At 41.3% G+C, this 25,631-nt stretch carries 24 protein-coding genes; 12 read left to right on the forward strand and 12 right to left on the reverse strand.

Features of this window, described 5'->3' with window-relative positions:
• Positions 1-70 precede the first annotated feature (70 nt).
• Positions 71-1,648, reverse strand: coding sequence for a glutamine-hydrolyzing GMP synthase (gene guaA / locus L2672_RS03370; RefSeq protein ID WP_248994429.1), 1,578 nt, complete (start codon positions 1,646-1,648; stop codon positions 71-73).
• Positions 1,649-1,749: 101 nt separating this feature from the next.
• On the reverse strand, positions 1,750-3,222 hold the full coding sequence (gene guaB, locus L2672_RS03375; protein WP_248994430.1) for an IMP dehydrogenase: 1,473 nt from the start codon (positions 3,220-3,222) through the stop codon (positions 1,750-1,752).
• Between the two features lie 118 nt (positions 3,223-3,340).
• On the opposite strand from guaB, the gene xseA reads away from it, so the two are divergent.
• The gene (xseA, locus tag L2672_RS03380) at positions 3,341-4,666 is read left to right on the forward strand and encodes an exodeoxyribonuclease VII large subunit (protein ID WP_248994431.1); all 1,326 of its coding nucleotides are present in this window, start codon (positions 3,341-3,343) and stop codon (positions 4,664-4,666) included.
• Between the two features lie 95 nt (positions 4,667-4,761).
• On the opposite strand, the gene L2672_RS03385 is transcribed toward xseA, so the two are convergent.
• On the reverse strand, positions 4,762-5,640 hold the full coding sequence (locus L2672_RS03385; protein ID WP_248994432.1) for a choice-of-anchor H family protein: 879 nt from the start codon (positions 5,638-5,640) through the stop codon (positions 4,762-4,764).
• A gap of 288 nt (positions 5,641-5,928) precedes the next feature.
• Between L2672_RS03385 and L2672_RS03390 the strand changes: the two genes are divergently transcribed.
• The 4 genes from L2672_RS03390 (at position 5,929) to L2672_RS03405 (ending at position 9,881) form a co-directional block, all read left to right on the forward strand.
• Positions 5,929-6,270 (forward strand): PepSY domain-containing protein, encoded by a 342-nt coding sequence (locus L2672_RS03390; protein ID WP_248994433.1) that lies wholly within the window; start codon positions 5,929-5,931, stop codon positions 6,268-6,270.
• 2 nt (positions 6,271-6,272) lie between these two features.
• Positions 6,273-6,953, forward strand: coding sequence for a response regulator transcription factor (locus tag L2672_RS03395; protein WP_248994434.1), 681 nt, complete (start codon positions 6,273-6,275; stop codon positions 6,951-6,953).
• Positions 6,954-8,300 (forward strand): ATP-binding protein, encoded by a 1,347-nt coding sequence (locus L2672_RS03400; protein ID WP_248994435.1) that lies wholly within the window; start codon positions 6,954-6,956, stop codon positions 8,298-8,300. It begins immediately after the preceding gene.
• An 84-nt stretch (positions 8,301-8,384) separates the two neighbouring features.
• Entirely contained in the window at positions 8,385-9,881 is a 1,497-nt protein-coding gene (locus tag L2672_RS03405) for a DUF3300 domain-containing protein (RefSeq protein ID WP_248994436.1), read from the forward strand.
• A gap of 84 nt (positions 9,882-9,965) precedes the next feature.
• On the opposite strand, the gene der is transcribed toward L2672_RS03405, so the two are convergent.
• The 8 genes from der to rlmN form a co-directional block, all read right to left on the reverse strand.
• The gene (der, locus tag L2672_RS03410; RefSeq protein WP_248994437.1) at positions 9,966-11,432 is read right to left on the reverse strand and encodes a ribosome biogenesis GTPase Der; all 1,467 of its coding nucleotides are present in this window, start codon (positions 11,430-11,432) and stop codon (positions 9,966-9,968) included.
• A gap of 101 nt (positions 11,433-11,533) precedes the next feature.
• A complete protein-coding gene (gene bamB, locus L2672_RS03415) occupies positions 11,534-12,763 on the reverse strand; it encodes an outer membrane protein assembly factor BamB (protein WP_248994438.1) in 1,230 nt (409 codons plus the stop codon).
• A gap of 11 nt (positions 12,764-12,774) precedes the next feature.
• Entirely contained in the window at positions 12,775-13,395 is a 621-nt protein-coding gene (locus L2672_RS03420; RefSeq protein ID WP_248994439.1) for a tetratricopeptide repeat protein, read from the reverse strand.
• 16 nt (positions 13,396-13,411) lie between these two features.
• Positions 13,412-14,686 (reverse strand): histidine--tRNA ligase, encoded by a 1,275-nt coding sequence (hisS, locus tag L2672_RS03425; RefSeq protein ID WP_248994440.1) that lies wholly within the window; start codon positions 14,684-14,686, stop codon positions 13,412-13,414.
• A gap of 108 nt (positions 14,687-14,794) precedes the next feature.
• Positions 14,795-15,910, reverse strand: coding sequence for a flavodoxin-dependent (E)-4-hydroxy-3-methylbut-2-enyl-diphosphate synthase (gene ispG, locus L2672_RS03430; RefSeq protein ID WP_248994441.1), 1,116 nt, complete (start codon positions 15,908-15,910; stop codon positions 14,795-14,797).
• Positions 15,911-16,012: 102 nt separating this feature from the next.
• Entirely contained in the window at positions 16,013-17,002 is a 990-nt protein-coding gene (locus L2672_RS03435) for a RodZ domain-containing protein (RefSeq protein WP_248994442.1), read from the reverse strand.
• A complete protein-coding gene (gene pilW, locus L2672_RS03440) occupies positions 17,002-17,787 on the reverse strand; it encodes a type IV pilus biogenesis/stability protein PilW (protein WP_248994443.1) in 786 nt (261 codons plus the stop codon). The genes L2672_RS03435 and pilW overlap by 1 nt, the downstream gene beginning before the upstream one ends.
• 32 nt (positions 17,788-17,819) lie before the next feature.
• Entirely contained in the window at positions 17,820-18,941 is a 1,122-nt protein-coding gene (gene rlmN, locus L2672_RS03445; RefSeq protein ID WP_248994444.1) for a dual-specificity RNA methyltransferase RlmN, read from the reverse strand.
• A 147-nt stretch (positions 18,942-19,088) separates the two neighbouring features.
• On the opposite strand from rlmN, the gene L2672_RS03450 reads away from it, so the two are divergent.
• The 4 genes from L2672_RS03450 to L2672_RS03465 all read left to right on the forward strand — a co-directional run bounded on the left by L2672_RS03450 (position 19,089) and on the right by L2672_RS03465 (position 23,024).
• Positions 19,089-20,147, forward strand: coding sequence for a CNNM domain-containing protein (locus tag L2672_RS03450; RefSeq protein WP_248994445.1), 1,059 nt, complete (start codon positions 19,089-19,091; stop codon positions 20,145-20,147).
• 151 nt (positions 20,148-20,298) lie between these two features.
• Positions 20,299-22,032, forward strand: coding sequence for a bifunctional metallophosphatase/5'-nucleotidase (locus L2672_RS03455; RefSeq protein ID WP_248994446.1), 1,734 nt, complete (start codon positions 20,299-20,301; stop codon positions 22,030-22,032).
• A 79-nt stretch (positions 22,033-22,111) separates the two neighbouring features.
• A complete protein-coding gene (locus tag L2672_RS03460; protein WP_248994447.1) occupies positions 22,112-22,414 on the forward strand; it encodes an NrfJ in 303 nt (100 codons plus the stop codon).
• Positions 22,415-22,517: 103 nt separating this feature from the next.
• Positions 22,518-23,024, forward strand: a complete 507-nt coding sequence (locus L2672_RS03465) for a GNAT family N-acetyltransferase (protein ID WP_248994448.1) — start codon at positions 22,518-22,520, stop codon at positions 23,022-23,024.
• On the opposite strand, the gene L2672_RS03470 is transcribed toward L2672_RS03465, so the two are convergent.
• Entirely contained in the window at positions 23,004-23,222 is a 219-nt protein-coding gene (locus tag L2672_RS03470) for a DUF3820 family protein (RefSeq protein ID WP_248994449.1), read from the reverse strand. The two genes, L2672_RS03465 and L2672_RS03470, sit on opposite strands and share 21 nt — an antisense overlap.
• Before the next feature lie 341 nt (positions 23,223-23,563).
• On the opposite strand from L2672_RS03470, the gene L2672_RS03475 reads away from it, so the two are divergent.
• The 3 genes from L2672_RS03475 to L2672_RS03485 all read left to right on the forward strand — a co-directional run bounded on the left by L2672_RS03475 (position 23,564) and on the right by L2672_RS03485 (position 25,590).
• Positions 23,564-24,310 carry an AAA family ATPase gene (locus L2672_RS03475; RefSeq protein ID WP_248994450.1) on the forward strand — a complete coding sequence of 249 codons (747 nt, stop codon included), beginning with the start codon at positions 23,564-23,566 and terminating at the stop codon, positions 24,308-24,310.
• On the forward strand, positions 24,270-24,668 hold the full coding sequence (locus L2672_RS03480; protein WP_248994451.1) for a CopG family transcriptional regulator: 399 nt from the start codon (positions 24,270-24,272) through the stop codon (positions 24,666-24,668). Before L2672_RS03475 ends, L2672_RS03480 begins: the two co-directional genes overlap by 41 nt.
• Before the next feature lie 319 nt (positions 24,669-24,987).
• On the forward strand, positions 24,988-25,590 hold the full coding sequence (locus L2672_RS03485; RefSeq protein ID WP_248994452.1) for a nuclear transport factor 2 family protein: 603 nt from the start codon (positions 24,988-24,990) through the stop codon (positions 25,588-25,590).
• The last annotated feature ends 41 nt before the right edge of the window (positions 25,591-25,631 follow it).

Consider the following 25,631-nt stretch of genomic DNA (forward strand, 5'->3'; position numbering starts at 1 on the left):
ATTCAAGGTTATTTTAGCAAATAAAAAAAGACGCCGAAGCGTCTTTTGTCAATAAACAACAATTAACGGATTATTCCCATTCAATTGTTGCAGGTGGCTTGCCAGATATATCGTAAACCACACGTGAAATACCATCAATTTCATTGATAATACGATTAGAGACTTTACCTAAGAAATCATAAGGTAAATGCGCCCAATGTGCCGTCATAAAGTCGATAGTTTCTACCGCACGTAACGAGACAACCCAATCATATTTACGGCCATCGCCCATTACACCCACAGAGCGAACAGGTAAGAATACCGTAAAGGCTTGGCTAACCTTGTTGTATAAGTCTGCTTTGTGTAGCTCTTCAATGAAAATAGCATCTGCGCGACGAAGTAAGTCACAATACTCTTTTTTCACTTCACCTAAAACACGTACCCCTAAACCAGGGCCTGGGAACGGATGGCGATAAAGCATGTTGTAAGGTAAGCCTAGCTCTAAACCAATTTTACGCACTTCGTCTTTAAATAATTCACGTAATGGCTCAACTAAGCCTAACTCCATATCGTCTGGCAATCCGCCTACGTTATGGTGCGACTTAATAACATGAGCTTTACCCGTAGCACTACCTGCAGATTCAATAACATCTGGGTAAATTGTGCCTTGGGCTAACCATTTAGCGTTAACGCATTTTTTAGATTCTTCATCAAAAATATCAACGAATACTTTACCAATAATTTTACGTTTTGCTTCTGGTTCAGCTTCGTCAGCTAATGCATCTAAAAAGCGGTTTTCAGCATCAACATGAACAATATTTAGCCCGAAGTGATCACCAAACATCTCTAATACTTGATCAGCTTCGTTTAAGCGTAATAAGCCGTTATCAACAAATACACAGGTTAACTGTTTACCAATAGCGCGGTGTAACAGCATGGCCACAACTGACGAGTCGACACCGCCTGATAAACCAAGAATAACTTCATCATCACCAATTTGTTTTTTCAGGCGCTCGATGGCGTCTTCAATAATTGATGCAGGCTTCCAGTTTGCTTCACAGGCACAAATATCAAGTGCGAAATGCTCAAGCATACGCTTACCTTGGCGAGTGTGTGTCACTTCTGGGTGGAATTGTACGCCGTAGAACTTTTTGTCTTCATTAGCCATTGCAGCAAATGGACAAGTATCAGTTTTAGCCACTGTGACAAAGCCTTCAGGAATAACAGACACTTTGTCACCGTGGCTCATCCATACGTCTAGTAATGGCTTGCCTTCAGCGCTAACAGCATCTTCAATGCTTTTAAATAATGCTGATTCAGTTTGTACTTCTACTTGGGCGTAACCAAACTCACCTTCGCCAATACCTTGAATCACTTTCCCGCCAAGCTGTTCTGACATGGTTTGCATGCCATAACAAATACCTAATACAGGTACGCCAGCATTAAACACATATTCAGGAGCGCGTGGTGAATTATCAGCTGTTACGCTTTCTGGGCCACCGGCTAAAATAATACCATTTGGGGCAAATTCACGAATTTGTGCTTCGCTCACATCCCAAGCCCATAGCTCACAATAAACACCGATTTCACGAATACGGCGGGCAATAAGTTGGGTGTACTGAGATCCAAAATCGAGGATCAGTATCTTATGCTCATGGATATTACTCATGGATTACCTTTAAATAATGGTTGATGCATTCACCTAAACCCAATGTCTAAGCGATGTTTAATCGATAAAATAAGAGCGGCATAAGCCGCCCTCGAAATATATTAAGAACCTGAACGGTAGTTAGGTGCTTCTTTGGTAATGGTCACATCATGTACATGCGACTCACCCATACCCGCTGAAGTCACTTTTACAAACTGCGCTTTTTCATTTAAGTCTTTAACGGTGGCGCAACCAGTTAGCCCCATACATGAACGTAAACCACCCATGTGCTGGTGAATAATTTCTTTTAGTTTACCTTTGTACGGTACGCGACCTTCAATGCCTTCTGGCACTAATTTGTCAGCCGCATTATCACTTTGGAAGTAACGGTCAGATGAACCTTGGCTTTGACCCATAGCACCTAACGAGCCCATGCCACGGTATGACTTGTAAGCACGGCCTTGATAAAGTTCAGTTTCACCAGGCGCTTCGTCAGTACCGGCAAACATTGAACCCGCCATAATGCATGATGCTCCGGCAGCTAACGCTTTAGCTAAGTCACCTGAGAAACGGATACCACCGTCTGCAATAACTGGAATACCTAACGCTTTTACAGCTTCAGCCGCATCAGAAACCGCAGTAATTTGAGGCACACCCACACCAGTTACAATACGGGTTGTACAAATTGAACCAGGGCCAATACCCACTTTAACTGCGTTAACGCCCGCTTCTACTAGCGCTAATGCGCCACTTGCAGTTGCAACGTTACCGCCCACAATTTGTAGATCAGGGTATTTAGCGCGTGTGTCACGAATGCGTTGCAATACGCCTTCTGAATGGCCATGAGAAGAGTCAATTAATAGTACGTCAACACCGGCTTTCACTAGTGCGTCGATACGTTCTTCATTACCCGCACCAGCACCTACAGCGGCACCAACACGTAAACGACCTAACTCATCTTTACAGGCGTTAGGCTTACGCTCGGCTTTTTCGAAATCTTTAACCGTGATTAAGCCTTTTAGTTTGAAGTGATCATCAACAACTAATACTTTTTCAATACGGTTTGAATGCATTAACTTTTGTACTTCGTCTAGCTTAGTCCCTTCTGCAACCGTAATTAAACGATCTTTTGGGGTCATCATGTCAGCAACGTTTTTGCTCCAATCAGTCACAAAACGCACATCACGGCCTGTAATAATACCCACTAATTCGTGTGCATCGTTAACAACGGGATAGCCAGCAAAACCATTACGCTCAGTTAACGCGCGTAAATCAGTTAAGCTAGTAGCTGGGGTAACGGTAACAGGCTGTTGAACAACACCTGCTTCGTAAATTTTAACTTTACGGACTTCTTCGGCTTGTTGCTCAATACTCATATTTTTATGAATAAAACCTAAGCCACCTTCCTGCGCCATTGCAATTGCAAGACGAGATTCGGTTACAGTATCCATAGCAGCAGAAACTAATGGAATATTTAGCTCAATTTTATCGGTTAATCGTGTTTTGAGAACAGCGGTGTTAGGGAGTACGGTCGAGTGGGCAGGAACCAACAACACATCATCAAAGGTTAGTGCATCTTTCAGTAAACGTAACATGGCAACATCTCCCTAGTTAAGTAGGATTTGGGTGAAATATTGCGGCGGGATTATACCTTGCATATTGTGGTTGGTAAATGGAAAATAGGTTTTTATTACCCTTAGAATAAGAACAGTCATGAGTGCCACAAAAAACAATGTTTATACCGTCTCTAAATTGAACGGTGAAGTCAGACAAATTTTAGAAGGGCAGTTGGGCAAAATTTGGCTAAATGGCGAAATTTCAAACTTTTCTTCGCCCTCTTCTGGACACTGGTATCTCACTTTAAAAGATAATTTTTCTCAAATTCGTTGTGCCATGTTTAAAGGCAGAAACCAGTCTGTTCGTTTTCGTCCAGCCAATGGCCAACAGGTGTTAGTTAAAGGGGCTATTAGTGTTTACGAGCCTAGGGGCGATTATCAATTATTAATAGAATCTATGCTGCCCGCAGGTGATGGTTTACTTGCCCAAGAATTTGAAGCATTAAAAATGAAATTGGCCGCTGAAGGACTATTTGCCAACGACACTAAGCGCCCATTACCGAAAAATATTCAAAGAATTGGCGTCATTACCTCTGCCACAGGCGCAGCGCTTCGCGATGTACTGCATGTACTGGCAAGGCGCGACCCCTCCATTGAGGTGGTGGTGTATCCCACTCAAGTTCAAGGCGGTGCAGCTAGCCAATTGATTTGCAATGCGATTCAACAAGCAAACCGTCGCCTTGAAGTAGATGTACTGCTATTAACTCGTGGTGGTGGTTCGCTAGAGGATTTATGGTGCTTTAATAATGAATTGTTAGCTCATGCAATCTATAACAGTGCCATACCTGTAGTCAGTGCCGTTGGCCATGAAGTTGACACCACCATCAGTGATTATGTCGCCGACGTTCGCGCCCCAACGCCTTCAGCAGGAGCCGAGTTATTATCACAAGACAAAGGTAATAAAACCGACAAGCTTATTACCATGACGGCAAGGCTGCAGCAAAGTATGCGTCATTATCAGTTGCATCAACATAGTCGACTAGACTCTTTACAACACCAACTACAGCGCCATGACCCAATTAGACGATTACAGCAGTACGAGCAACGCTTTGATGAGTTACAAATGCGCCTCAACAATGCGCTACAACATCGAATAAGCCGTTTGACTCTGCAACAACAGCAATTAAATAGTCGTTTACAGCAGTGTTCACCGGTTAATCATTTAAAAGTAGAAGGCAATAGACTGACCTTTTTGCAAACTCGCTTTAATGATGCAGCTAAAAGTTATTTCCGCCAAGCCGATGTTCGCTTGCAGCAAGCGGTTCATCACTTAGAAACCGTTAGCCCTCTTTCAACCTTATCCCGCGGGTACTCGATCACTAAACATAATGATAAAGTGCTTACTGACCCTGCTAAAGTGAAAAGTGGCGATGTATTAAAAACCCAGTTAAAACAAGGGGAAGTTATCTCTAAAGTGGTTTAACGTTATGACTTGAACGAGTGAGTCAATGTGGCAAACTCGTTCAAGGAAGCATAAATGGTGTTAATGCTTGATTGAATATAACTGGGAGTGCCAAGTTACTTGCGTAGACACGGCATACCTCTTTTCATCAAGGCCAGTAACAATAACAAGCCTAAAACCCCAATTGATAACCCTCCGGCGGAAACATAACCAACCTCTTCTTCATAATAGATATCTCGGTCACGACTTTGTAAAGGTAACGCGTAAAGTCCATCTGACTCATCAGCACTTAATGTTGCCACCACCTCTGGGTAGCCATATTCATACAAATCAATTAGCACATCGTAATAGTCAGTTTTATAACCTTGAGCCAAGGTGGTAATCACTTCAAAATCATCTTCATCTGACTCACCATAAATAGTGAACACATCTGTAGTGTGGTAATGCTCCCACGGGCCACCATTACGACTTAAATACATTTCGGCATAAACATCAGCGGGGTCATTAACCGTAAAACCATATACATCCGCGTCAAAGGTCACACTAAAAGAATGGTAGTAACCGTCGCCATTAAAATCATCAAATAAGCGACTAAATGCATCATAAATAACAAAGTCTCGGTAGCCTATTCGCGCTTGCACCACATTAGACTGAATGCCTTGTTTAAGTTGAGTGGCCTTAAAATCAGGAGGCGCTATTTCGCCTTGTTGATAGGCCTTAATGCGCTGGTCACGTTCAGTAATCTTGTTAGGCGTATTGATCTGGTTTTGCGGCATTTGTTTAAGCGTTTCAATTTGTTTTTCAATAATTGATGCACTCAGATCTTGCCCATTAAGTTGATTAACAGCATGCCCTTCACTAACAGACAATGGTGGCAGTGTTTTAGATGAAGGCTCAGCTAAAACAGCAGAACTTGTCAGCAATGCAGCATATACACCAAACACTGAGATTGTTAATGTCGCTGTTATTGATTTTGTTAAATAATCCAAATTCATAATCTATCCTTAATGCTTATTGGCTTAACAACATTAAAAAGCATGCAAAATGAATTGAAGCTGAACACGCGCAACAAACGTTCATCAGTAAACATTTTTGTATATGGCTAAAATATTCAGCTTGTATTCAGTTAATGCTGTAGATAATTAACCCCGACTATTTCTATCAAGCAGAGGATCTTTTACACTGACTTAATCGCAATGATAGTGTTTACAGCAAACTACTGAATAAAAGCGCCTTTAATGAAACATATTGACAACCTCTGTAGCGATTTATTGGATAAATAGATGAACTTTATGCAACTCAAATGCTGGGTAATTTTACCTTTGGTCATAATCTGCTGGTTAGGCGTATCCCTACCCAGTTACGGCCAACGTTTCACTATTGATTATGGCCATTCGCAAGTATCACATCCGGGGCCAGGGGCTAAATCAACTAAAAAGCTCGCCATCAAAAGTCCACAACAGGCATCAAGCCGTGCTCAAAGACAATTTGGCGGTAAGGTATTACGAGTACAGTCAAGTCAGGTCAATGGAAACCCCGGTTACAGAGTTAAGTTACTCAGTGATGATGGCGTGGTGTTTTATGCGACTGTTAATGCCGTATCCGGTTCAGTATCAAGGAATTAACTATGCGATTATTGTTAGTTGAAGATGACCTAAGCTTACAAGCCAATCTTGCCGACCACCTAAAACAAGCCAATTATAGTGTTGATGTTGCTTCAGACGGTGAAGATGGCTTATTTCAAGCGTTGGAAACGGCTTTTGACGCGGCGATTATTGATGTTGGCTTACCCAAAATAGACGGCATTAGTTTAATTGAACAACTGCGCGAGCAAGGTGGTGACTATCCCGTACTAATTTTAACTGCACGAGATGGATGGCAAGATAAAGTAAAAGGTCTAGATGCAGGTGCAGATGATTATTTAACTAAACCGTTTCAAGTAGAAGAATTAGTCGCCAGAATAAACGCGCTAATTCGTCGCTCTGCCGGAAAAGCCAGTCCGATTATTATTAACGGGCCACTTCAATTAAATACCCGCACATTAGCCTTAACCATGAATGACCAAGTGGTCACATTAAGTAGTTCAGAATTTAAATTATTTGAATACCTTATGCTGCACCAAGACGAAGTGATCTCTAAGTCGACATTAATTGAACACATTTACGATCAAGATTTTGATCTAGACTCTAATGTTATTGAAGTATTTATTCGTCGCTTACGTAAAAAACTCGACCCCAATAATCACTATCAATTAATTGAAACCTTGCGCGGTCAAGGATATCGCTTGCGTTCACTGAGTGCTGAATAAATGACCCCATCTAAACCTTGGCATCATTCTTTAAAAGCAAGGTTTATTGCCAGCGGTTTGCTGCTTATTATGGTACTGCTACCGGTTATTGGTTTTACTGTTAATCAAGCTTTCGAGCGCCAAATCGCGCTGTCGATAGAAAATCAGCTTAAAGCTTATATGTATAGCGTACTGGCGGTAACAGAAGTTGAAGACAGTCAACTCAATATGCCGCCACATTTGGTGGAAAACCAATTCAACGTTATTGGTTCAGGCTTGTATGCCTTAATCAGTGATCCTAAAGGTAAAATCATTTGGTCTTCTGACTCATTCTTTGACATCAATGCCCCTGAACTTAATAGCCCTAAAGCGGGTGAAAGTTTATTTTATCGCATTAAAATTGACGGCGTAAAACATGTCACTTATAGCTTTACGGTTAGGTTCGCGACAGAAAATCAATTGGTGCCATTAACCATTCACATCATAAAAGATGAATCTGATTATCAGTTTCAGGTTGATGAGTTTAACTCTACTCTGTGGGTATGGATTGGCATCTTGATGCTGGTACTTGTGGTGATCCAAGTCGTTTGGTTAACTTGGACGTTAAAGCCGCTAAACCAGTTCAGTGATGAAATCACTTTAGTCGAACAGGGTAAATTAACAGAGTTAAATCAGTCCTACCCTAAAGAATTGAACCGCGTAGCAAAACAGTTAAACGCTCTACTACATACTGAAAAACAACAACGAAACCGCTACCGAAATGCCCTTGCAGATTTAGCCCACAGCTTAAAAACGCCCCTAGCGGTAATAAAGTCTCAGCCACAACTAAATAAAGACAGCCAAGAACAACTTGATCACATCAACCATATTATTGGTTATCAACTTAAAAAAGCCCAAAGCGTTGGCAGTAATGCATGGCACTTAGGGGTAAACGTGAATGATACTGCTGAAAAACTGGTGCGTACTTTAGGTAAAATTTATCACGATGCCAATAAAGACATCGATTATCAATTGCACATAGATAACCAACAAGCCGCCATTTTTAAAGGCGACAGTGCCGACTTAAGCGAAATGATTGGCAATCTGCTGGATAACGCCTGTAAAGCCGCAAAACATAATGTGTTATTAAGCATATATTCAAACGCAGAGTCTTTAACCATTCAAGTAGAAGATGACGGGGTTGGCTTAACCCAACAACAGCAAGCCTCCATTTTTGAGCGTGGTGCAAGAGCTGACACCTACCAACAAGGTCATGGAATTGGTTTGGCCATTGTTAGCGATATCGTTAATAGTTATCAAGGCAAGCTTCAGGTTGGGCAATCAGCTGAACTTGGAGGCGCAAAGTTTTCAATTATCTTCAGCCAATAATTAACTCTCTGGTCAGCTTTCAGCTTATGTTCATTTTCACCTAGGTATTATCTCGCTATATTCACTCAATGTGTTGGAGATAATATGCAACCGACCCACTTAATTGCATTACAGCAACAAAACACTTCATGGTTAGCCACGATGAAGAAAGCGGTAGCACGTCCTTTACTGGCACTCATGGCATTAACTCTTTCAAGCTTTATATCATTAGCCTATGTGCCAGAAGCCTTTGCAGAGCAAAACGGCCAACAACAGGTTGAATCTTTGTCTGAGGCTGAATTAGCCCAAGCACTCGCGCCGATAGCTTTATACCCTGACAGCTTGTTAACCCATATATTGATTGCATCGACCTATCCATTAGAAGTGGTTCAAGCTCATCGTTGGTCTAAAAAGCATGACCAATTAGAGACACAAGCCAAAATGGACTTAGCTGAAAAGCAATCTTGGGACCCTAGCGTGATCGCGCTGACCGCTTTCCCAACGGTATTAGAGAAATTAAGCGATGACTTGGAATGGACACAAAACCTAGGAGATGCCTTTTTAGAGGATGAAGAAACGGTGTTGGCAATGGTGCAAACCTTACGCCATGAAGCTGATAATGCTAACAGCCTAGATGACATGGAAAACATGAAAGTCACTAAAGTTGAAAAGCAAATTATTATCGAACCCGCACAGCCTGAAATCGTCTACGTGCCCTACTATGATACCCGTGTCGTTTATGGTGGCTGGCGCTGGCACGCTTATCCTCCCGTATATTGGTACACCCGTCCGGTATATGGTTTTCATCGCCCAATATTTTGGGGGCCACGAGTTCACATTAGCTTTAATTACTTTTTCGGCTCTGTGCACTGGTCACATCGCCGCATTGTGGTCATAAATCATCGTCACAGCCACTATTATAAGGCACCACGTAAAATAGCTTATAGTAGCGGTGCACAACGTTGGAAACATAAACCAGCGCATCGTCATGGGGTTGCATACCGTAACAAAGCGGTTAGCAAACGTTACAATACTCCCAATAGACATAAGCATCAGTTAACGCGAGATGTGCAACGTGACCATAATAAACATAATTTATCGACCCAGGTTAGGCCGGTAAATAAAGGCTTGCATCAGTCACCGAAAGATAAAAGTCGTGACAAAAGCAATTACAGCAACAACCGTATGGCGCCTAATAAGCCATCGGTTAGCAAACCGGATCGCGTTAGTTCTGACCGTGCAAGACCGGATAGAAGTAAAGAGTTAACCAGACCGAGTAATAACACGCGTCCGGTACAACAACCTAAAGTACAGTCTCATTTGCAACGTGATGTTCATAGCAACAGCCGCCAACGAGACATTAAACCAAACCGTATGAGTAACGGACAAAATAAAAGCTATGATCGGGCAGCAATATCAAGACCCAGTGTGAATAAGCCATCTAATCATGCAAGAAACGCTAATCAGATTAGAAGTTCAAACCAGGTTAGACACTCTAGTCATGCTAGGCCGTCAAACACCGTTCGTCAGCCGCAGCAAAGAGTGGCACCTACAAGGTCATCCCATTCAAATAATGCTAGAAGTCGTGGAATAGAGCGGTAAATCTAATGATAGAAATTTGATAACAAAAAAGGATCTAACCATGTTAGATCCTTTTTTATTTTAAGCTGATGTTAGCGATAAAGATTATTTTTTACGGTCGCGAACATGACTTGCCATACGCTTGCGGCGACGCTCTTGGCTTAGGGTAAGTTTTTCACCTTTACCTTCAAACGGGTTCGCCCCTTCATGGAAACGCAACTGAATTGGAGTACCGACCACGTTTAACGAACGACGGAAGTAATTCATCATATAGCGCTTATATGAATCAGGAAGTTTACTTACCTGATTACCATGCACGACAACAATCGGTGGGTTATACCCGCCAGCGTGAGCGTATTTTAATTTCACACGACGGCCGTTAACCAATGGTGGTTGGTGATCATCTTGAGACATTTGCATAATACGAGTCAGCATTGAAGTGCTTACGCGACGAGTCGCACTGTCATACGCTTCTTCAATAGATTCGTATAAATGACCGACACCCGTACCATGAAGCGCTGAAATAAAGTGAATTCGAGCAAAGTCGATAAACCCTAAACGACGGTCTAACTCGCTTTTAACGCGATCTTTAACCCCTTGGTCAATACCGTCCCACTTATTCACCGCAATCACTAAAGCACGACCGGCATTTAACGCAAAACCTAATAGACCCAGATCTTGTTCAGCAATACCTTCACGGGCATCAATAATTAACAACACCACATTGGCATCTTCAACGGCTTTTAAGGTTTTAATGACCGAGAATTTCTCAATCACTTCATGAACCTTACTACGACGACGCACACCTGCGGTATCAATTAAGATATATTCGCGACCTTCACGTTCCATTGGAATATAAATACTGTCACGAGTCGTACCTGGCTCATCGTAAACTACAACCCTTTCTTCACCTAAAATGCGGTTAGTCAGTGTTGATTTACCAACATTAGGCTTACCAATAATTGCCAACTTGATTGGCAGGCTTTGTAAACGGGCTTGCTCAGCTTCGGCTTCTTCTTCGGTGTATTCGCGTTCATCAACCGCGTCTTTATCTTCTTCATCACGCTCAATACCCATAGCTTCTGCATAAGGAGTTAATGCGTAATCAATCATATTGGTCACACCGCGACCTTGCGCTGCAGCCATTTGGTAAACTTCGCCTAAACCTAATGACCAAAACTCTGCACAAGCTGAGTCAGCATCAATACCGTCAACCTTGTTAGCTACTACAAAAGTCACTTTGTCACGGCTACGAAGATGTTGGGCAATCGCTTGGTCTGCGGCGGTTAAGCCAGCACGAGCGTCAGTTAAAAATAATACGACATCCGCTTCTTCAATGGCGGCAAGAGATTGCTCAGCCATTTTGGTTTCAATCCCTTCTTCTGTGCCATCAATACCACCGGTATCAACAACAATGAATTCATAGCCAGCTAAAAAAGCACGACCATATTTACGGTCACGTGTTAAGCCTGGAAAATCAGCGACTAATGCATCACGAGTACGTGTTAGACGATTAAATAACGTCGATTTACCGACATTGGGTCGCCCAACAAGGGCCACTACAGGGATCATGGTTTTGCCTCTAAAAAACATCTCAATAAAAAGCCCCCGGAAAGCTTCCAGGGGCTCTAATAAGGTACATTATACCTTATTGTATAGAAATTGCTGCAGGGTTATTCGTCTGCAGCAACGTCTGATTCTTGCTCACTATTGTTTTCAGCTAAAGCAACAATAGAAAGTTCGCCATTACGGCCTTGTAAGTAGATTTTATCATCAACCACTAATGGTTGGCTATATAAGCCGTCGCTATCAACTTCTACTCGACCGACAATTTTACCATCTTCACGGTCTAGCACATGTAAGTAACCTTCAAAGTCACCCACAATGATATATTGACCTAAAATGGCAGGAGAAGTCAGATCACGATTTTTAAGCTCAGTATTAGACCATAGCTCTAGTCCATTACGGCGGTCTACCGCATAAATACGGCTGTGATCGTCAACTAAATATAAACTAATGCCCGCATGAGCTAACTCATTGAAACTCGAATACTTACGCGACCAAATGATTCGTCCGCTTCTTAATTCCATTGACGCTAAGTTACCATTGTAACTTGCAGCATAAAGGTTCTCACCTAAAATAAGCGGCTTCATATCCACATCGGCCATACGAGTAAACTCGTTTCCGCCTGTTGGGGTATAGATTGCCTGTTCCCATGCAACTTGACCGTTATTTTTAACCACCACAGCAACCTTGCCGTCTGCTGTTCCTAAGAAAAACCCACCAGCTTCATAAGCTGCAGAGCCTGTTCCACGTAAGGTTAAGTTTGGCAGTTGCATTTCATAGGTCCACAGCTTTTCACCTGTGTCGATATTAAATGCTTCAAAAGCCCCTTTACTAGAATTAACCGCAACCACATCTTCTGCAACTGTCGGTTCAGACAACAATTCGCCGTTAGCTTCTGCAGTCCATAAAATCTCACCGGTTTTTTCATCAAGTGCGACTAATAAACCCGACTCTCCACCCACAAATACTTTGTTACGAGCGGCGGTGACACCTGCAGCTAAGTTTATGCCTTTAGTTTTTGTTTTAAGATAATCTTTTAGCTCATGTTGAAAGTTTGTATGCCATACACGCTCTAATGTTTTTTCATCATAAGCACTAACATGACCTTCGCGATCAGCGACATATATTTTGCCGTAGCGAATTGCAGGTCTTAGTTGGGAATAATACTCGCCAACACCTTTGCCTACATTTTCGCTCCAAACCACTTCAGGAAACACAGTAGCTTGTATTTCTGCTAACTCACTAACAGGCTCATCTTCAACATCACTAGATGAACATCCTGATATAACGGCTATCGCTAAGCCAGCGGTAAGCAGATTTTTGCACCATAACTTCATTGGCTAATTCCTTATGCCTTGTTTAGGTTATCTAACTTCATTGTTAATGCTGGGTTAGTTAACGCACCGCCATTATCAATTGCGGTTTGATATGCTTGCTTTGCTAATTCTAAATCACCTTGACGCACTAAAAAGTCACCTTTCAACTCTTCTTTTTGTGACTTAAAAGCATCATCAGTAACGGTATCTAGCGTTTTTAATGCAGTACCCACATTGCCTTGCTCAGCTTGTAAACGAGCCAAACGAATGGTTGCTATCGTTTCAACACCCGCACCTGGCTTAGCAGCAATAATGCGTTTATATGCATCTTTGGCTTTGTCGATATCACCCGCTTCAACGGCCGCTTTTGCGGTCAGTAATTCTAATAGCGCTTGATAGCCTGCTTGATCATGCTCTTTTACAAAAGACTCCGCGCCTTCTAAAAATACAGCAGGGTTATCAGCATTAGCAGTAAGTTGGTCATATGACTCAGACGCTTGCTCTGACGAGGCTATTTTCATGTCAGAATAAGTATTCCAACCATATAAACCGCCTAAACCTACTACAGCACCAATCACAATTGATGTGCCGTAATCTTTCCAGAACTGCTTAATAGCATCTACTTGTTGTTCTTCTGTGCTATAAATTTCCACGCGCACTTCCCCTTTATTAAATCAGTTCTGCAATTTTAGTTACCAACTCTTCACGGGTAACTAATTGTTGTTCGTTGTTATTTCTTAATGGTTTAATCGCTACTTGATTATTGGCAATTTCATTTTCACCAATAATTAACGCAAACTGTGCACCGCTTTTATCAGCACGTTTCATCTGCTTTTTAAAGTTGCCGCCACCACAATGACTCATGACTTTAAGCGTTGGACACTGCTGACGCAACTCCTGAGCGATTTTTATTGCTTCAACTAGGCATTTATCACCCATTGCAGTGACATAAACATCCACTTCAGGGGCAATATCGTCATTAAGCGCTAGGGTTTCAAGCATTAAAACAATGCGTTCAATCCCCATGGCAAATCCGACAGCCGGAGTATCTTTCCCGCCAAGTTGACCAACTAGACCGTCATAGCGACCACCAGCAAGTACAGTGCCTTGAGAGCCTAAACTACTTGTAACCCACTCAAAAACGGTACGATTATAGTAATCTAACCCGCGAACAAGTCGTGGGTTAATGGTGTATTTGATACCAACAGCATCTAAGAGTTCACATAAAGTTGAAAAATGTGTTTTCGACTCTTCGCCTAAATAATCCATCAATGCTGGAGCATTCGCTAGCAACGATTGTACATTTTGATCTTTTGAATCTAAAACCCGTAATGGATTAGTGTACATACGACGCTTGCTGTCTTCATCAAGCTGGTCTTGATGCTGCTCTAAAAAGGCAATTAATGCATCACGATAAGCCGCACGTTCAGCGGGATCACCTAAGGTATTTAGCTCTAATGAAACGTGTTCTTCAATACCTAATTGTTGCCATAATCTTGCAGACAGCATTAACACTTCTGCGTCGATATCAGCACTGCCGATACCATAGATTTCAACACCAAATTGGTGGAATTGACGGTAACGCCCTTTTTGCGGACGCTCGTGACGGAACATCGGCCCCATATACCATAAACGTTGCTCTTGATTATAAAGCAAGCCATGTTCATTACCCGCACGAACCGTTGATGCCGTACCTTCTGGTCTTAGGGTTAAACTGTCGCCGTTACGATCTTCAAAAGTATACATTTCCTTCTCAACAATATCGGTGACTTCACCAATAGAGCGCTTAAAAAGGTCAGTACTTTCCACTATTGGAGTGCGTATTTCGCTATAACCAAATGCACTCACAGAAGAGCGGATAATCGCTTCTACTTTCTGCCATACAGGGCTTTGGGCTGGTAGAAGATCATTCATACCACGAATTGCTTGGATTTGTTTTGCCACAGGTAACTCGTCCGTTATATTGCCTGGCTGATCATGTTAGAACGCCAATAAAAAACATCGCCCGTGCTGCATACCTTAAAAAGTAAGCTTGTTAGCACAGGCACAAAATTATTCAGTTTTATCACTAATGTCGATACGGTTGGCCATTAAACTGGCTTTAGCGCGGATTTTAGCTTCTAAAGAATCGACAATGTTGTCGTTGTCAAAACGCTCTTTTTGACGAACACCATCGTCATAATAACCACTTTTACGATTACCACCAGTAAGCCCAATTTGAGAAACTAATGCTTCTCCAGGGCCATTCACTACACAGCCAATAATCGACACATCCATAGCGGTAGTAACATCTTCTAAGCGACGCTCTAATTCATTTACAGTTGCAATGACATCAAACTCTTGGCGCGAACATGATGGACAAGCAATAAAGTTGATACCACGACTTCTAATGCGTAATGATTTTAAAATATCAAAACCGACTTTAATTTCTTCAACAGGATCTGCTGCTAAAGAAATACGCAATGTATCACCAATACCTTCAGCCAATAACATGCCTAATCCCACTGCAGATTTCACTGAGCCAGAGCGCATTCCACCCGCTTCAGTAATCCCTAAGTGTAAAGGCTGTTGAATTTGCTTGGCTAATAAACGATAAGATTCAACCGCTAAAAATACATCAGATGCCTTTACGCTCACTTTAAATTGGTCAAAGTTAAGGCGGTCTAAAATATCCACATGACGCATGGCTGATTCAAGTAATGCTTCAGGTGTCGGCTCACGGTATTTGTCCATTAAATCTTTTTCTAATGAACCACCATTAACCCCAATACGAATGGGAATATTTTTATCACGAGCGCAATCAACTACGCTACGAATGCGATCTTCATTACCAATATTGCCTGGGTTAATACGTAAACAATCTGCACCGTACTCAGCCACTTTTAGGGCAATGCGGTAATCAAAGTGAATATCGGCCACTAAAGGCACATTGACTTGCTGCTTGATTAATTTAAAAGCTTCAGCCGAATCCATTGTGGGCACAGAGACTCTAACAATATCTGCGCCAACGTTTTCTAGCGCCTTAATCTGCGCAACTGTTGCGGCCACATCACTCGTTTTAGTATTGGTCATCGACTGCACAGCAATCGGTGCGCCATCACCAATTGGAACATTACCAACATAAATACGTGTTGAAGGTCGACGGATAATGGGAGATTCGTTATACATACAAAGTTGCTCTACTAAAATTCATCAAATGGAGTCTATTAAACTTATTCTATCAAACTCAACCACAGTTAAAACTTCTATTAACGCTAAATGCGATGCTAATTAGTTATCTTCTGATAACGTCAGTCTAGCCACTCGACCTTCGCCATATTGTGACATGTTAACCGGCTCACCATTAAAGCTCAGTGTAACAGCTTGTGGTGCACCAATAATTAACTTAAACGGTGCTTGTCCAGATGCTTCAAACTGATGACCTGCTTTTTTCACCCCATCAGCCAATACCTTCCCCGTTACATCAACAACATTAATCCAGCAATCAGCAGTAAACGACATAGACACTTGAGAATATGTCGCTTGAGCGTCTGTAGACGTCAATGAAGTTGGCTCAGTCGAAACCGCCACGACCTCGTTTACAGGGGTTGCTGACTCATTAGCAAGGTTAGATGAATCACCGTCGATAGCGTTATCATCAATGGTTTCAGTAGGCTTCGTTAACCTCTCATCAGCCGGAGTCGATTCAACCTCTACCTCAGTCAACGAAGTTGGCTGAGTATTGAGCGTTTCTGAACCGTTATAAACCTGAGGAGTAACACTGTAATCAAGCGTTTCATCGGCCTGCATTTCTTCAACAGTAGGCAAAGCAAAATTTGAATGAGTCAATAATTCTGATTTTTGCACCCACCATAACACCAACATAGCAACCAAAATAAAGCCAATAACATAGGTCACCAAATTAAGTCGGCTATCCCTTGCTTGTCGGGTTGTTTTACGAGAAAAACTTTGCATGGTGGGTGGAACATGCTCAGGAATTTGCTGATTAAGACACAAGGCAATCGCATCAACATCAGCTTCAACATAACGAGCATAATTTTTAATATAGCCTCGGGCATAAGTATTCGAGGCAATATTGTCGAAGTTATCTGCTTCAATGTCGGTTAAAACCGTTGGGCGCAAATGTAAATGGAGCGCAACGGATTCTATAGTAATGCCTTTGTTTTCACGCGCAGTGCGAAGTATTGCACCCACGGTAGCAATATTATTTAAATCGTTTGTTGTCTCAGATATTTGTTCTTCTAATTGTTCTTTTGTCATTAATGCAAGTTAGCTCTATATTCTTTGGCTTGAGGCGATGCAGGAAACTTAGCAATTAATTTGATGCCAAAATTCTTCATTGCATCAAAGTTACCAAGATTCTGCTCTATTTCTATCCCTAAGGCTAAGCTCTCAGCAGTTTCATTCGCAACGCTGTGATATTTCTCCAGCATGTTACGAGCACTTACATAGTCAGACGACTCCATATCTAACTCTGTTAATCCAATCAAGGTATTGGCACGACGTGAGTCATATTTTAATGCCATATTAAAGTAGTGACGGGCTTTATCCAAATTACCCGCATTTTTACTACATACCCCTAAATTCTCATAGCTTGATGCTGTGCGAGTATATTTAGGTGTTTCAATGGCGTCTAACAGCATCGCTTCAGACTCAGCGTATTTTTTTTGCTGACACAAAAAAACACCAAAGTTATTTTTTGCATCGCCTGTAGCATCGTTGGTGTTAATCGCATTACGATACGACTGTTCGGTTCGTTCTAAGTCACCTACGGTTTGATAAAAATATGCCATTGCGACATGAACTTCACTCAAGTCCGGTGCAAATTCTACTGCTTTATCTAAATTATATTTAGCTTGCTCGCCATTACCTCTACGCAAATAAGTTAGCCCTAATTGCATACGTTCTCGAGCCGCAGAATGTTTATTTATATCGCGCTGAGCAACCGGAATATCAGTACCTGTGTAAGTTCGCTCGGTGACACAGCCTGTTAACGTAAAACCTATTACTCCCACTAAGAGTAAGTAAGGTATTCCTTGCTTCATGTTGTTAGCCTATTTTTTTTGCAAACAAAGAGTTAGTCCATTGTGACTGAAATCTGATTTTGTTGCATTTGTTTTTTTGCTAAACGTTTAGTGCGATCACGGATATCACCAGCAAGTTGACCACAAGCAGCGTCAATATCGTCACCGCGAGTTTTACGTACAATCACCGTTAACCCGTATTCCATCAGGACTTTTGAAAAACGATCAATACGTGAATTAGAAGAACGACCATAAGGTGAACCTGGGTAAGGATTAAATGGGATCAGATTCACTTTACAAGGTGTATCTTTCATTAGCTTAGCTAATTCATGTGCTTGGTCAGTACTGTCGTTGATGTGATCTAGCATCACATACTCCACAGTAACACGGCCACGGTTAGCATTTGACTTAGCAATGTAGCGACGAATCCCCGCTAAAAACTCTTCCAATGGATATTTTTTATTGACCGGAACCAACACATCACGTAGCTCATCATTTGGCGCATGAATACTCACAGCTAAAGCCACATCTAACGCATCACCAAATTTATCTAAAGCAGGTACAACACCTGAAGTAGAAAGCGTGACGCGGCGTTTAGATAAAGAAAAACCAAAATCATCTAACATGATATCAATCGCAGGAATGACATTCGCTAAGTTAAGCAATGGTTCACCCATGCCCATCATAACCACGTTAGTTACAGGTCTGTCACCAGTGGCTTTTTGAAAGCCTAAGAACTGCGACACACGCCAAATTTGCCCTACAATTTCAGATACGGTCAAATTACGGTTAAAACCCTGTTGTGCGGTTGAGCAAAAGGTACACTCTAAAGCACAGCCAACTTGTGATGATACACACAATGTTGCACGGTCATCTTCTGGAATATAAACCGTTTCAACTTCTTGGCCACTGCCCACATTAATCGCAAACTTAATGGTGCCATCTTGAGACTTTTGATAGCTTGAAATTTCAGGCGCAACAATTTCACACTTAGCCGCGAGCTTGGCTCTTAGTGTCTTGTTGATGTTAGTCATCTGTTCGAAGTCACTGTAACCAAAGTGATAAATCCACTTCATTAATTGATCTGCACGAAAAGGCTTTTCACCTAACTCGGTAAACAGCGCACGTAACCCTTTTCTATCCAAATCTAATAAATTAATTTTCTTTTCACTCATTCGCCTAACCTCAAACACCTAAAACCTGCAACAGGGCGGCGAATTATACAGGTCGAGTCACGTTTTAGCCAGTATATCCGCAATTGATAATATGATAATATCCGCTCAGGCAATATTGCCTGCAACGAGGAAGTTTCACCCACCTTTATGTTAACTTTGATAGTTATTGTATTTTTCGCTATTGCGATATCATTTTTATGCAGTGTTTTTGAAGCCGTATTGCTTTCTGTAACCCCTAGTTACATTGAAAATCTACGCGAGACCAACCCTAAAATTGCCGCATTACTCGACAAGCAAAAACAAAATGTTGAGTCCCCTTTAGTGTCTATTTTAACCCTAAATACAATTTCGCATACTGTCGGTGCTGCCGTTGCGGGTGCACAAGCTGCTGTGGTATTTGGCAGTGAAATGCTGGGCGTGTTCTCAGCCGTGCTCACTTTCTTAATCTTATTTTTCTCAGAAATCATTCCAAAAACCTTAGGGGCAAACCACTGGCGTAAACTAGCGCCTACGGTTTCGGTATGCTTATACTGGATGGAAAAAGCCACTAAGCCGCTGATTTGGATGTCACAAAAAGTCACCAAACTATTAGGGGAAGGCGATAAAGGCCAATATATTCGTCAAGAATTAAGTGCCATGACCAAACTAGGCAAAGACAATGGTGAGTTAGGTGAGCAAGAGTCACAAATTTTGACCCAAATGCTCTCTGTAAAAGACATGTATGTAACCGATATTATGACCCCTCGCACGGTTATATTTAAACTCCCTATTAATGTCAGTCATGAAGAGTTTATTGAAAAGTATCTCTCAAGCCCGTTTACCCGTATCCCAGTTTACGAAAATGATAGGGATAACATTATTGGCTATGTCAATCGAAACGACATCTTGTTATCTACCAGACAAAAGCCTAATGCTGAAATTGGCGACCATTTAAAAAGCTTATTGGTTGTGCCGTCATCGGTAAAAGTGTTGCCACTGTTTCAGATGATGATTAAACGTAATGTTAAAATGGCCTTAGTGGTAGATGAATATGGCTCAGGTATTGGTATTGTGACCATTGAAGATATTATTGAAACCCTTATTGGGCTTGAAATTGTAGACTCAAAAGACTTAGCGCCAGATATGCAGGCACTTGCTCGAAAGCTATGGCAACGCCGAATTAAAAATAAAGGTTTAGTATTATCGGATGATGGCGAAATAAATTAATTCTTCTCGTCATACTCCCGCTCAATATAGCCCTAGTGTTTACACTAGGGCTATATTTTTACATGAATGTCATTCGAATCAATATCGCCGTGATACATTAGCAATGGCTAACGCAAAAATGTTAGCATATGAGCATTCAACCGAGGAAAATATGTCAAATTCTTATCGTTTATCAATCGCTCATATCAATGACACCCACTCAAATTTTGAACCCACTCAAGTTAAGTTTAGCCTTTTAGAACAAGGTCAAACATATCAGTTATCAACTCGAAGTGGTGGCTATGCGCGTTTAGGGTATCAAATTAATCAAGCTCGCCAGCAAGCAAAACAACAGCAAAAGCCTTTTTTGTTTCTTCATGGTGGTGACAGTTTTCAAGGCACGTTATATTTTCGCGAGTTCCAAGGTCAAGCCAATTCACATTTACTAAACTTGCTCAGCCCAGATGCAATGGTGCTGGGGAATCATGAAATTGATGCAGGTAATAGCCCAGTAAAAGCCTTTTTAAATCGTATTGAGTTCCCTTTACTTGCAGGGAATATGGATTTAAGCCAAGAAGATGAAACCAAGCAAAGTAAATTGCGTGATCATCCACAGCTATTAGATTATTGCGTCAAAGACCAAATTGCCAAACCACTTATCAAGCCTTTTTATGACACCCATATGGCCATCATTGGTATCACCCTTGACCAAATGCCGTTAATTGCTCGGCCCGATCCTGATACATTATTTGTTAATGCCATTGAAACCACAAAACGCACTATTGCAGCATTACACAAACAAGGGATAAAACACATTATTGTGTTAAGTCACTTAGGCTTAGACCAAGATAAAGAGTTAGCTGAAAAAGTCGATGGCATTAGCGCTATCATTGGTGGTCACTCCCACACCTTACAAGGCCAATTTGCTGATATTGGCTTATCAGATATGCCCTATGGTGAAACGGTTAACAACACGCCCATATTCCATGCAGGAAAATATGCTGAAACTCTTGGCTTAGTGGAATTAACCTTAGATGAAAACGGTAGGGTGAGCCACTTTGATGGCGATAACTTTTTCATGTTAGACGACACCATTGATGTCACTTGTGATAATGAAGCCAATATTGCAGAGCCGCTTAAAATAGCGCTATGTCAAAAGCTAGCCCAACATAAAAATATGCTGGGCAGTCAGCAAGATGACAACATTGATGCCGTGATAGCAAGCCAATATCGCCCTGCGCTAATCGCTTTAGAAAATCAAATACTGGCTCATATTCCTAAAGATTTTGTTCATACACGCTTACCCAGTAAACACTTTCCCCATGGCAGCGAAATTGCCCCTTGGGTGAGTAGAAGTATGTTTAAAGCCACTCAGCCACATGAACCGAAATTAGATTTTGCGCTACATAATGCTGGCGGAGTTAGGCAGTCTTTAAACAAGGGACAACTATCTGTTGCTGATGTATTAGGCCGCATATTGCCCTTTGAACTGCCTTTAGTGACTTACCAAATTCAAGGTAAGTATATCGTTGAAATGCTGGAATCAGCCATTAATGCCGCAACGAACAATGGCGTAATAGGTACCGGGGCAGGTAGCTTCCCCTACCCTTATGGTATTCGTTATAGCTATGATGGTAAGCAAGCTTCGGGGCAACGAATAGTCAATATTGAAGTGTATCAACAAGAGCAGTGGCAGCCACTACATCCTGAGCAATTATATATTGGCGTATCAAGTGCCTATACCGCATCTGGCAGAGAAGGCTATGACGCCATTTTAAAAGCAATTTGGCAGCAACCTATTGCCAACAAAACCTTACCAGAAGCATTTATAGATTTTGTTAATCAATACGGCTATAAAATTGGTCAACAGCAAATTTTAAATATTAATTACATTAGCCATCGTTAATCTTAGGTATTGATCACAGACGAGAAATCTTCCCCGTGCTTAAATGCCCTCATTATTGAGTTCAATTAAGGAAATACTAATGAAAAACAAATTAATTAAATTATTCGCTGCTGCAACACTGGCATTAGGTGTATCTTCAGCTTGGGCTCAAGGCGTGATCCACCAAGGTGAAGTGATTGACACCATGAATGGCGGTGGATACACATATGTGCAAGTTAAAGAAGCTGACAAAACATTTTGGGCTGCCGGTCCACAAGTTGAAGTGGCAAAAGGTGACAAAGTAGAAATGACTGAGCAAATGTGGATGTCTGACTTTAAAAGCTCTAGCTTGAACCGCACATTTGATAAAATTATGTTTGTTGGCCATATTGCTAAAAAATAATTTTTAGTCGCTAAACAACACAAAAAAGGCTAATTTAACAAGTTCAAACTTAAATAATTAGCCTTTTTTATATCTCAGCTAAAAGGACATTTTGATCATTAACATGACAGGGTTACCGGTTAAAGTTATTGAGTTTCACCCAATACACGCCAAAGAAATCAGCCAGCTGTTTCATTTAGCGGTCCAAGCTATAAACCACCCTCGTTACAACCAAGCTAAAAAAGATGCTTGGTCAGCAAAGCCACGTTCGCAAAAACATTGGCAACTAAAATATAAACGCCATAAAGCTTGGGTAGCACAAGATCATGCTCATAATATTATTGGCTTTATAGGGTTAGAAACTGATTTTACCCATCAAGGGTATATCAATGCCTTATATGTTCACCCCAATTATCAGCATCAAGGTGTGGCAAGCCAGTTACTCACTTCCGTAACCCAATGGGCCAAGCAGCAACAATACCCACAACTTTCTGTCGATGCCTCTTACCTTTCGAAACCCTTATTTGAAAAACACGGCTTTAAAAATCAGCGCTCAATAATACAAATCACCAAACAACAATCTTTAGCGGCTTTTACCTTATCAAAAACACTAGCTGCCTTTGTTCAATAAAGGTTGCAACATTTCTTCTAAGCCATTGAGCTTTACTTCATACATTAACGCTAATTGCTCGCCGAGTTTACCTTCCGGAAATCCCTTGCTATGAAACCACACCAAATAAGGCTCTGGTAACTCGAGTAACTTACGCCCTGCATACTTACCAAAAGGCATTGTTTGGTTAATCGCTTCAACTAACAATTGATGATTCATTCTTTTAACCTTATAAAACAGTGGCTTTTACTTATACCAATTTGAAATAAAAAACACTAAAACAAAACATTTAGATTATATCAAAACAATTCTAACCTGTCCTACAGCAGCGTCACTTGGCCATCAAACCGACAAAAATAAATTTAACCATTTAATAACATTAATATTTTTAACATAAAGCGCTTATCACTTCTCTGTGGTCAATTTTTTGCCACTATAGCCAAAAGCGTCAACAAACCAACAGGGTGACAATTATAAAAAAGTGTCAAAAATCAGCTAATTGACGAAGTCTCACCTCAAGATTACAGTAATAATATATAACTCATTATGAGGTGAATTAGATGATAATTTTAGTTGGTGGCGAAAAAGGTGGCAGCGGTAAAAGTTGCTTAGCACAAAACATCGCTGTATTTCTCACAAAAGAAACTGATGCCAGTGTCATAATGGTTGATTGTGATCCACAGCGAACCACATCAGATTGGATACAAGCCCGAAATAACAATCCTGACTTACCGGCCATTAATTGCGTACAGCTATATGGTAAAATTCGTAATGATTTACTAAGCCTTGAGCAACACTATGACTACGTTATTGTTGACTGTGGCGGCCAAGACAACCTGGCATTACGCGCTTCAATGTCGGTGGCTTCTCACGTGTTAATGCCTTTAAGACCAAAGCGCAGAGATTTGAAAACCGTTAGCCACATGGATGATATCGTCTCAACATGTATGATGATCAACCCTAAAATGCGCGCTTCTTTTGTCATAACTCAATGTCCAAATTTACCCAACCAAGCCAATCGCATTTTAGAAGCGAAAGATGTTTGCCGCACTTACGATATTAATGTGTTAGATGCCATTAACTACAGCAGAAACATTTACGACGACAGTGAAGAGTCTGGTCTATCTGTTTTTGAAATTGAACCCAACGGCAAAGCAGCACAAGAAATGCGTGCAATAGCCTGTGAGTTATTCCAAGCCAAAGATGCTAAGCAAGTTAAAGAACAACGTTTATCGCCACAAAATGTCACTACATTGAGGGGGAACTATGGGTCTGGCAGATCTCAAGAAAAACGCCACGTCATGTGATAACCAGTTTAGCAAGCAAATGTCGGTAGATGAGTTTATCGAAACGGCAAGCTTATATGCCCTTGGCAAAACCCATGAGTTTGATAATGCCAATAATGGTACTAATGTGGTCGATTTTATTAACCGCCTGAGTAAGCAAAAGGCGGAGGCGAATATTGCTGTTGAACAAAGTAATGCTCCCTTTAGACGAGCCACATTTACGTTGAGCGAGCAAGCAATTAGCCAACTTGGGCAATTTAGCCAACAAAGTAAATTAGCTAAATCAAAGTTAATCAGGCATTTAATCAACGAGCATCATCAGTTGACGGAACAAGAAAAACAAACTCTATATCAAAAATTTGAGTTACAAACATCGTAACAAGAATCTGCAGTGATATTAATTTAAGGTAAATTTTAGACATAATCGCTAACTAAAATAGTTGTAATCTCCCCCCTAACCTTACACTGGCATTCATTATTGTTTGCCAGTTTTTTTGTCTGTAAATTAAGTCTAGCCAGTTTAACCATAACGAATAAAAGCTAATAACATGACAAATTTAGCCCTCAAAATCCTTGTTGCTTCATGCCTAATTTATCGTCATCATATATCAATGCTGTAATGAAACAGCCCCCAAAATCTACAAACGACCATAATGTTAACAATAATAATTTGTCGTTTGCCATCGTAAGGAAAACCCATGTCATCATTCATGATAAAACTCAGCGTTATTGCACTGTTGGCCACGTTTCAAGTAAATGCCAGTACCAATCAAGACACTGAAAAGTCGACATCAAAAACCAAACAAACAATCACAACCACGTTAAGTAGTGAACAAAGTAGCGACGAGTCTGAAGCCGTCATTGTCGATATTAATACCATTATTGAGCCGTCATCTGACAGTAAAGGGCTCACAGAGCAAGACAACCTTGAAGTCAGCAGCTTATTGAATCAGTTACATGAAACCGCCATGGCTGCTGACTGGGACGCCTATTTTAACTTGTATCATAAAGACGCTATTTTTATTGGTACCGATGCCACAGAGCGTTGGAATATGGAACAGTTTCGCGCCTATGCCAGCCCCACAAAAGGCTGGCGCTATGACTTACAGTCAAGACATTTAATTCAAATTGGTGATGTGGTGATGTTTGATGAACAACTTTTTAGCCCTGCCTATGGTATCAGCCGTGGTACAGGCGCTTTAGTGAAAACCGCTCAAGGGTGGAAAATAGCTCAATACCATTTAAGCTTTCCTATCCCGAATGCCAAAGCTAAGCGGATCACCACTTTGATCAAGCAGTAAATAACTGTAAAGGTCGGCTGTAAAACTAAAAATGAGCTGTA

It is taken from the genome of Shewanella gaetbuli (genome assembly GCF_023284065.1).
In the GTDB taxonomy this organism is placed as follows: domain Bacteria; phylum Pseudomonadota; class Gammaproteobacteria; order Enterobacterales; family Shewanellaceae; genus Shewanella; species Shewanella gaetbuli.